The organism is Microcystis sp. M_QC_C_20170808_M3Col, assembly GCF_007095505.1.
In the GTDB taxonomy this organism is placed as follows: Bacteria; Cyanobacteriota; Cyanobacteriia; order Cyanobacteriales; family Microcystaceae; genus Microcystis.
On the sequence record NZ_SFBY01000095.1, the window covers coordinates 1 to 7,528 of the forward strand.

Below are 7,528 nucleotides of genomic sequence, written 5' to 3' on the forward strand. Positions count from 1 at the left end.
GACCACCTGAAAATGGGTAAAACCCCACACCCCACACCCCACACCCCACACCCCAACCCCCAACCCCCAACCCCCAACCCCCAACCCCCACCGAAAAACTTTTTCAGTAAACCCTAAATAAGTGATGGAACAGTTGTTCAACCATCAAGATTTGCTGATAATCCCGGGCAAGTGTGATCCAAAGTACAGCTTTTTTGGGAAAGTTTCTCCATCGGTGCTGCCTTGGTACGCAAATATGATAGAATGAGTGTAAATTGATACAAAACTTTACTTCAAGGTGAATCTATGCCGTTTACGATCGAATCAGCGCGGAGCATTTTCCCCAACACGCTATCAGCGGATGTGGTTCCCGCCACGATTGCGCGTTTCAATCAGCTGAATACCGAAGATCAACTAGCCTTGATTTGGTTTGCCTACCTAGAAATGGGCAAAACCATCACCGTTGCCGCCCCCGGCGCCGCTAGTATGGTATTTGCCGAAAACACCATGAATGAAATTCGGCAGATGTCACCCTTGCAACAGTCGCAGGTGATGTGCGACTTAGCGAACCATGCTGACACCCCGATTTGTCGTACCTACGGCACTTGGTCTGCTAATATCAAACTGGGATTCTGGTATCAATTAGGACAATGGATGGAAGATGGCAGTGTTGCGCCAATTCCCAAGGGTTATCAACTATCTGCTAATGCTACCGCCGTTTTAGACGGGATTAAAAAATTAGAGTCGGGACAACAAATCACCGTTCTGCGGAATTGTGTGGTGGATATGGGCTACGATCCCAAGAAACTGGGCGATTATAACCGTATTTCCGAACCCGTGGTTCCTCCCCAAAATATTGCCGAACGGACCAAAGTTAGCATTGAAGGCGTTACCAATGCCACCGTCCTCAACTATATGGACAACCTCAACGCCAATGACTTTGATGTATTAATTGAATTATTCACCCCTGACGGCGCTCTGCAACCACCTTTCCAACGTCCCATCGTCGGTAAAGAGGCAGTGTATCGCTTTTTCCGCGAAGAATGCCAAAATTTGAAATTAATCCCCGAATGCGGTGTAGTGGAACCCACCGATGACGGTTTTACTCAGATTAAAGTGACGGGAAAAGTACAAACCCCCTGGTTTGGTGCGGGTGTGGGTATGAATATGGCATGGCGCTTCCTCCTAACTCCTGATAATAAAATTTTCTTCGTAGCGATCGATTTATTAGCTTCTCCGAAAGAATTATTAAACTTTGCCCGTGGCTAAATAGCTACTGGAAGAAATCATTAAAAATTCTGATGAAATTTATTAGAGTTCCTTGTCAAGTGAACTCTTTTTTTTCTACAATCAAAAAGCTGACTTTAAAAAATTGGGAAATACACCAGTTTCCTCTCTGATGTAGGTAAGAATAACTAAACGATCATTCTTACAGATGTCGGAGCCAAGAGTCATGGTAGCTCAAAAACCCAAAATTATCATCCCTAAAACTAAAATCATGCCCGTGAGTGAAATAATTTGGTCAGATACCGAACAAGAAATTGCTCAAACTGCTTTCCAAAAAGCCTATCAGCGAGAAACTAGCACTTTAATAGAACATATTAAAGAACAGTCTGTTCAGATCACGGTTTTAGATGATATCTGGCAAATGCACGATTATCTAAGCGCCCGACGACATCAGATTGATGGTAAATATGACTATCGCTATACTTCCCTAATTTTTGTCTTTGCTCAACTGTTAAAGGAAGGATGGTTAAAGCTAGAGGATCTCAACGGTTTGGAAAAAGATAAACTAGCGAAAATCGCTGCCCTCTCGCGAATGTAAATTAATGATTAGCATTAAGCTATCAGCTTTCCGCTTCTAGTTGGGTGAATAAAAAATTCATCTCTAGATAATCAACACCGTCTTAAGTTTTTCCTAAGCGGCAACCAATTCCGCTAGAATGAGTCAATCATCCCGACCGCTTTTCGCTTGTTTTGCACCTTTGGTTTATGTTCAAAAATCTTTTACTTTCCCTAGGAATATCTATCTTTCTCGGTGTTTGTCAGTCTTTGTCAGCCGCCGAATCAGCTATCATCAAATACTACATCTTCCAAGGGTCTGTATCGGTATCAGAATTAAAGCAATTGAGCGAAACAGGCGAATTAGCTCCCGCTTTAGCGGCACAATTAAAGATGGCTAACCAAAAACCCGAAGAATTCCGTAAAATCCTTAATCGTCGCATAGCGGTGGATGCCGTCTTTCTTTCCAAATTTCTTAATAGTTTTTTGGGCGAAAGTTTGCTAGATTATGCCGCCGAAATTGTCCACACCCCCAATCGGGCTGCTAGTCGGCAAGCTTTACGGGGTTCCTTAGTCACTTCTGCCCTCAACGATAACGAGATTCAAATCATCGAAGTCCTCGCTAATTATCCCACCAGCGAGGTTCATGTGGATGGCAATCGTCTGCTGGATTTAATCAACCAAATTGAGTCAGTATTGAAAAAAATGCCCCGTTTACCTTTCTGATACCAAATCCGCCTTTCAGGTTTTCTTGAATTGCGCTGTAAATTGAATAAATTAGGATAATCTGGTAGGAATAATGACCACTTCTTTGTCTGAAAGGAAAACAGTTAGCGGCAAACCTTTTTTAAAGTGGGCGGGAGGCAAAACTCAACTGGTTCCCAATATTCTATCTTTGATTAATTCCCAGATTTCTCAAGATTGTCAGTTTAACTACATTGAACCTTTTGTCGGAGGTGGGGCAGTTTTATTCTCAGTCTTAAATAATTTTTCTTCTGTCCAAAAAGTCATTATTAATGACATCAATCCTGATTTAATCATGGCTTATAATGTTATTAAAAATAATGTCAAAGAATTAATAGTCAAGCTTAAAAAAATTCAGCAGGATTTTTATGAACTTAAAAATCTAGAGGAACAACAAAAGTTTTTTTTGGATAAAAGAATAGAATTTAATTCTCGCAGCTGCGATGACGATCTAGAAAAGACAGTTTTGTTATTATTTCTCAATAAAACTTGTTTTAATGGACTTTATAGAGTCAATAGCAAAGGACTTTTTAATGTCCCTTTTGGAAAATATGTCAAACCGTTGATCTGCAATGAAGAAAACTTATTAGCTGTCAACCATCATTTACAAAAAGTAACGATCCTACAAGGAGATTTTGTCCAAACCCTAAATTATGCCAATAACAAGACTTTATTTTATTTTGATCCTCCCTATAAACCGATTAAAAAAACATCAGCTTTTACCTCTTATACTAAAGAAAATTTTAACGATGAGGAGCAAATAAGATTAAAACAATTTATCGATCGAGTGGATCAGTCCGGTTATAAATTTATTTTAAGTAATTCCGACGTTAAAAACTTTGACTCTGACAATAATTTTTTTGATGATTTATATAAAGATTATAATATTCAAAGGGTAAAAGCCCGACGAAATATTAATTCCCAGGGCAATAATAGGGAAGAAATCTGGGAATTACTGATCAATAATTGACAAAAATTAAGCCTAACACAAAAGACGACATGAATAAAAATATTTCTTCAAGAGATCGAGGGGCAAGACTATTAATAGACTTGATCATGAGTCCCAATATCGATTAAATTGATTTCTTCTTGCAAGGTTTCTTGATTTTGCTCAAAGCAAAAGACAATACGACAATCATATTCAACCGAACAAGCCCAAGCTCCTGATAATTTTCCTTTAAGTTTATGAGTGCGTAATATAGGATTATAGGGATCGTCAGCAAGTAATCTTAATTTAGCCTCAATTTTGCTTTTTAAATCGGGTCTGCTTTTAATGATTACCTTAAAAGCTCGTTTAAAGGATGAGCTTAGAATTAATTTAGTCATTGTTTAATTCTGCGATAATATCATCAATGTTTCCCCGAAAGACTTTCCCTTGTTGGTAGTCTTGACGCGCTTGATGGATATTCTTGGCGATTTCTTCTCGTCTTTTTTCAATTTGTCTATGTCTAATAATACTGATTAAATCATCTTGTTCATCAAAAGAAAGATTGTCAATCATTTCTAAAATTTGATGAAATTGAAGGGTTTGTGACATTGGCGCTTTTCCTTTTTCAAATTAAAGAATAAATTTATTGTCAGTACCTAAGCAAAATTAATTACACAGATATAACTACCTCTTGCATGAGTGCCTATTTTTTAAGCTTTCCTTGGCTTCTTCAAGGGTTTCTCCTTGACCATTTGCACCCGGAATTTCAGTACAAATCGCCCAGTATCCCCCTTCTGTTGCCGCTTCAATGATAGCAGTAAACTCCCCTTTCATGATAGTCTTCTTCGATAATATATTAGATATAGCGCCCATGCAAAAGTGAAGTGCAACCCCCGGGATTGACAGAGGTAAGCCCCTAGAGATAGTCTGAAGTTTCTGACAAGAGAAAGACTATCCGATCGCCTATATCCATCTTAAGCTAAAAATTTGCTTTGACCATAGTGCCTATCTCGCCAATGGCAATTAATTGGGCACGACTACGTTTACCCTTCTGAGTATGAATTTTATCTGCAATCATCCCTCGATCGAGCATTGCTTAAAACAACAATTAATTAATATTTTTCCAGAAAACAACCATAAATTAACTTTCTATCGTTGCCCAAAAACTGATATTATCCTCTATCGTTCACCTCTGTTTTATTATTTTACGCCCGCTCAATTTCAAACCATATTTAACCATTTAATCGTCCTTTTTCCGCAAATTCAGCTTAAAGAAGGATGGCTGGAATTATTATTAGATCAGCAATGTTTGTCCTTTTGGTTACTGAAACTAAACGATTTAATCGATCAATTTTTCTCGGATGAGCTTCCTCTCCATCCCAGAGGAGAATTTTTCTTTTTATTTCAATACACCCACGCTCGCTATTCTGGTTTGTTACAACTGCTCAATCGGGAAAAAATTAGATTAATCGAGTCTGAACTATTATCGTGGCATCATCCCGCCGAAATAGCTTTAATCCTGCAAATTTTAACCGTTTGTGATTGTTGGGAACGCCAGAAACCCTATCCCCTAACCGCAAATTTTTGCGAGGCAATGCTCAATTTTGAGCGTAACTGTCGCATTATCGGAGAATCGGCCCCAATTCAGCGATCGAGATTAATCCTGATTAGCGTCAGTCAAAAACTACTTAACCGTCTTCTCCGTCAAAAATGGCAACTGCTGCCGATGACGGAACTATAAAAATATTAACTTTTATGAATTTAGTGGACAAAACCATCAGCTTATGATAGATTTTAATTAGTGTGAGGAGCGAACCAGAATAGAGAGCCGAGACGAAACATGGACAGTCGCCGGCTCTCTTTCTGTTGTTCAGGAATTATTTTCTTCTTGGCGATATTTAATAAAAGTGGGCAAATCAACCCGAAAAGAGGAATATTTCGGGGAAGGGGAGATGATAGGTGCGGGCCAATCCCTCTCTTTCTTATTTAAGGATTCCACTGGCTCAATTGTCTCTAATTCCGCTAAAAACTCATCGATGGGAGCCACTTCATCCCTTTCTTGGTTTTCTGTCTGAGACCAAGGCTCGATCGCGGCTGCCTTGGCGACAATGGCTAAATCCGGGGGAGAATTGCGATCGCTCCCGCGCTGGAAATACTGGGCTAAGGCCGCTTTATACTGGAGGGTGTAGCGTTGCTGACGTTGGAGACGGGTGCGTAATTCCTGCAATTGCTGGTCATAGTTGCACAGTTTTTGGCTTTTTTCCTGATAACTTTCCTGAATTAAGGCACATTCTCGCTCTAAACGGGCTAATTGTTGACGCGTGCGGGTCAATTCTGCGGTCAAATTGGCAATAATCATCGGTTGCCGTTGTTCTGCTTGACGATACTGTTCGATTTCTCCTAAAGCTCGCTGTAATTGTTGCTTTTCGTATTGCAGTTCCTCGTTTTGCTGCTGGATTAGGGTATCACAACTTTGCCAGCGACGATGTTGCTCGGCTAACTGCGATCGCAGTTCTGCGAGAGCTTGCTCCCGTCGCCAGATCTCCGCTTGTAATTCTTGATTTTGTTGACGTAAATGAGAGGATAGAGCCGGCCAATCTGTCTCATCTGTTGATTGACTCTCATGCTCGACAATTTCAGCAGTAATGACAGTATCCGCATGGGTGAGATGATCGAGGTACAGGTCGGAATTATCGTTCATAAAAGCCAAAGGATGAGGAAACCTAGAAGTTTAGAGACGTTAAAAGCCTTTTATCGTTCCAAAAAAAAATGGGAACCGCATTGTTAGAGACTGCCGCGCGGTTCCACTGCCGATCCTTGAGAGGAGAACACATAAATAACCATAAGCTTATTAGGAATTTTTGTCAATACTTAATGAGAAAAATTTTCATTAAGTTGGGAGAGAGGGGAATCGACTAATTCCCAGATAGCTGTAGTGCGGGTGTCTGGCCCTGGGGCCAGGGAAGAATTAGCCACAGCAAAATTGATACAAGCATCGGTCGAGCGGGTTAGCGGCTCGATGTGCTTCAATAATTCTATAGTTTTTATTTTCCTTGTCGTATCATGCCACGTCCCCCGAAGAAAACCCCTAGCACCCCTGAACCCCCCGAAGAGCCAATTAAAGCCACTCCTCCCCTACAACCTCTACAAATTATTAAAAAGGGTTCTAGAGCCGCAGTACCCCCCAAACCCCCGGAAACCCCTTCAGAAATCATCGAGGAAAAACCGGCCGCGGAAACGGTAAAATCAGTCAGTAGCGAGATAAAATCTCCTTTCCGTCCTCGTTCCGATTCGGCTCCTCTATTCCGAAAACCAATTCCCAAAGCAGAAATTCCTGTCATCGAAAAAGCGACGGGAGCCAATGGCGAAGTATTTAATCTGACCGATTCTGTCCTCATTACCGAACCTTTTGGTACTCGTATTGCCGCTATTATCGATAGTTTTTATGCCGATGCTCAAGGCGAAATCTGGGCGCGACTCAAACCGGTGGAAGTTAATCCCGATTGTCGCTGGGAACAGGCCTGTATTCGCTCTCAGGGTTTGGTAAAAGCTGAGTAAGACAGTTATCAGTTATCAGTTATCAGTTATCAGATTTGAGTTTTAAGTGTGCAGTATTAACAAGTAATTTAGATAAGTCTCTTGCATAATTAATTTTTGAGGGTTCAAAAACCTCAAAAATAAGGATTAAATGGCATAAAATCCGTAAATAGACTATTTAATTGATTATTATTCATTCTTAATTATCCTGACTACTGACTTCTAATCCTAACAACAATTTTTGATTTTTACAAGAGGTCTGATGATTTGGTATTCTCAAAAGGTTTACTGGCTATGGTATGATTAAGGGTCGTTTGTTAGACGATGATTTCTACTTTTCCTCTCAGTTTGTATGCTTCCATGATATTTTTCATGATCATCTGTTTTTATATGATATCATTTTGAGAAAAATTCCTGAGAGGGGGACAAGCGAGCTAGGAGGTAGATAGGGCAAGCGATATAGCTCTTTGCCCTTTGATGTAATCCTTCAACCGATAGCGGCTAATTTGCATTAGCTCTTCTATATTTTTTGGGAACATTTGATGTAGCCCGAGCCAA

Annotated in this window: 9 protein-coding genes; 6 read left to right on the top strand and 3 right to left on the bottom strand. The window is 40.2% G+C overall.

The features are described 5' to 3' along the window. Window positions 1-285 precede the first annotated feature (285 nt). The 4 genes from EWV84_RS04935 to EWV84_RS04950 all read left to right on the top strand — a co-directional run bounded on the left by EWV84_RS04935 (window position 286) and on the right by EWV84_RS04950 (window position 3,475). A complete protein-coding gene (locus EWV84_RS04935; RefSeq protein WP_287076819.1) occupies window positions 286-1,248 on the top strand; it encodes an orange carotenoid-binding protein in 963 nt (320 codons plus the stop codon). A gap of 229 nt (window positions 1,249-1,477) precedes the next feature. After that, the gene (frp, locus tag EWV84_RS04940) at window positions 1,478-1,804 is read left to right on the top strand and encodes a fluorescence recovery protein (RefSeq protein WP_287733135.1); all 327 of its coding nucleotides are present in this window, start codon (window positions 1,478-1,480) and stop codon (window positions 1,802-1,804) included. Window positions 1,805-1,971: 167 nt separating this feature from the next. Next, window positions 1,972-2,487: an alpha/beta hydrolase gene (locus tag EWV84_RS04945; RefSeq protein ID WP_287076822.1), complete on the top strand. Its 516-nt coding sequence runs from the start codon at window positions 1,972-1,974 to the stop codon at window positions 2,485-2,487. Between the two features lie 73 nt (window positions 2,488-2,560). Next, entirely contained in the window at window positions 2,561-3,475 is a 915-nt protein-coding gene (locus EWV84_RS04950; protein ID WP_287076824.1) for a DNA adenine methylase, read from the top strand. A 71-nt stretch (window positions 3,476-3,546) separates the two neighbouring features. Here the strand turns inward: EWV84_RS04950 and EWV84_RS04955 are convergent, their stop codons facing one another. Together EWV84_RS04955 and EWV84_RS04960 are read right to left on the bottom strand one after the other, a co-directional pair. Then, on the bottom strand, window positions 3,547-3,831 hold the full coding sequence (locus tag EWV84_RS04955) for a type II toxin-antitoxin system RelE/ParE family toxin (RefSeq protein WP_287076827.1): 285 nt from the start codon (window positions 3,829-3,831) through the stop codon (window positions 3,547-3,549). Continuing rightward, the gene (locus EWV84_RS04960; RefSeq protein ID WP_286825227.1) at window positions 3,824-4,042 is read right to left on the bottom strand and encodes a hypothetical protein; all 219 of its coding nucleotides are present in this window, start codon (window positions 4,040-4,042) and stop codon (window positions 3,824-3,826) included. The genes EWV84_RS04955 and EWV84_RS04960 overlap by 8 nt, the downstream gene beginning before the upstream one ends. 448 nt (window positions 4,043-4,490) lie before the next feature. On the opposite strand from EWV84_RS04960, the gene EWV84_RS04965 reads away from it, so the two are divergent. Then, window positions 4,491-5,174 (top strand): DALR anticodon-binding domain-containing protein, encoded by a 684-nt coding sequence (locus tag EWV84_RS04965; RefSeq protein WP_286825225.1) that lies wholly within the window; start codon window positions 4,491-4,493, stop codon window positions 5,172-5,174. 129 nt (window positions 5,175-5,303) lie between these two features. On the opposite strand, the gene EWV84_RS04970 is transcribed toward EWV84_RS04965, so the two are convergent. Beyond that, window positions 5,304-6,134, bottom strand: a complete 831-nt coding sequence (locus tag EWV84_RS04970) for a hypothetical protein (RefSeq protein ID WP_287076829.1) — start codon at window positions 6,132-6,134, stop codon at window positions 5,304-5,306. A gap of 362 nt (window positions 6,135-6,496) precedes the next feature. On the opposite strand from EWV84_RS04970, the gene EWV84_RS04975 reads away from it, so the two are divergent. Then, window positions 6,497-6,991, top strand: a complete 495-nt coding sequence (locus EWV84_RS04975; protein WP_002798323.1) for a hypothetical protein — start codon at window positions 6,497-6,499, stop codon at window positions 6,989-6,991. The last annotated feature ends 537 nt before the right edge of the window (window positions 6,992-7,528 follow it).

Excerpts from the sequence above, each read along its gene's own strand:
- EWV84_RS04955 (WP_287076827.1), bottom strand. The coding sequence starts at position 3,831 with ATGACTAAATTAATTCTAAGCTCATCCTTTAAACGAGCTTTTAAGGTA.
- EWV84_RS04950 (WP_287076824.1), top strand. The coding sequence starts at position 2,561 with ATGACCACTTCTTTGTCTGAAAGGAAAACAGTTAGCGGCAAACCTTTT.
- frp (WP_287733135.1), top strand. The coding sequence starts at position 1,478 with ATGCCCGTGAGTGAAATAATTTGGTCAGATACCGAACAAGAAATTGCT.
- EWV84_RS04965 (WP_286825225.1), top strand. The coding sequence starts at position 4,491 with ATGAATTTTATCTGCAATCATCCCTCGATCGAGCATTGCTTAAAACAA.
- EWV84_RS04970 (WP_287076829.1), bottom strand. The coding sequence starts at position 6,134 with ATGAACGATAATTCCGACCTGTACCTCGATCATCTCACCCATGCGGAT.
- EWV84_RS04935 (WP_287076819.1), top strand. The coding sequence starts at position 286 with ATGCCGTTTACGATCGAATCAGCGCGGAGCATTTTCCCCAACACGCTA.
- EWV84_RS04975 (WP_002798323.1), top strand. The coding sequence starts at position 6,497 with ATGCCACGTCCCCCGAAGAAAACCCCTAGCACCCCTGAACCCCCCGAA.
- EWV84_RS04960 (WP_286825227.1), bottom strand. The coding sequence starts at position 4,042 with ATGTCACAAACCCTTCAATTTCATCAAATTTTAGAAATGATTGACAAT.
- EWV84_RS04945 (WP_287076822.1), top strand. The coding sequence starts at position 1,972 with ATGTTCAAAAATCTTTTACTTTCCCTAGGAATATCTATCTTTCTCGGT.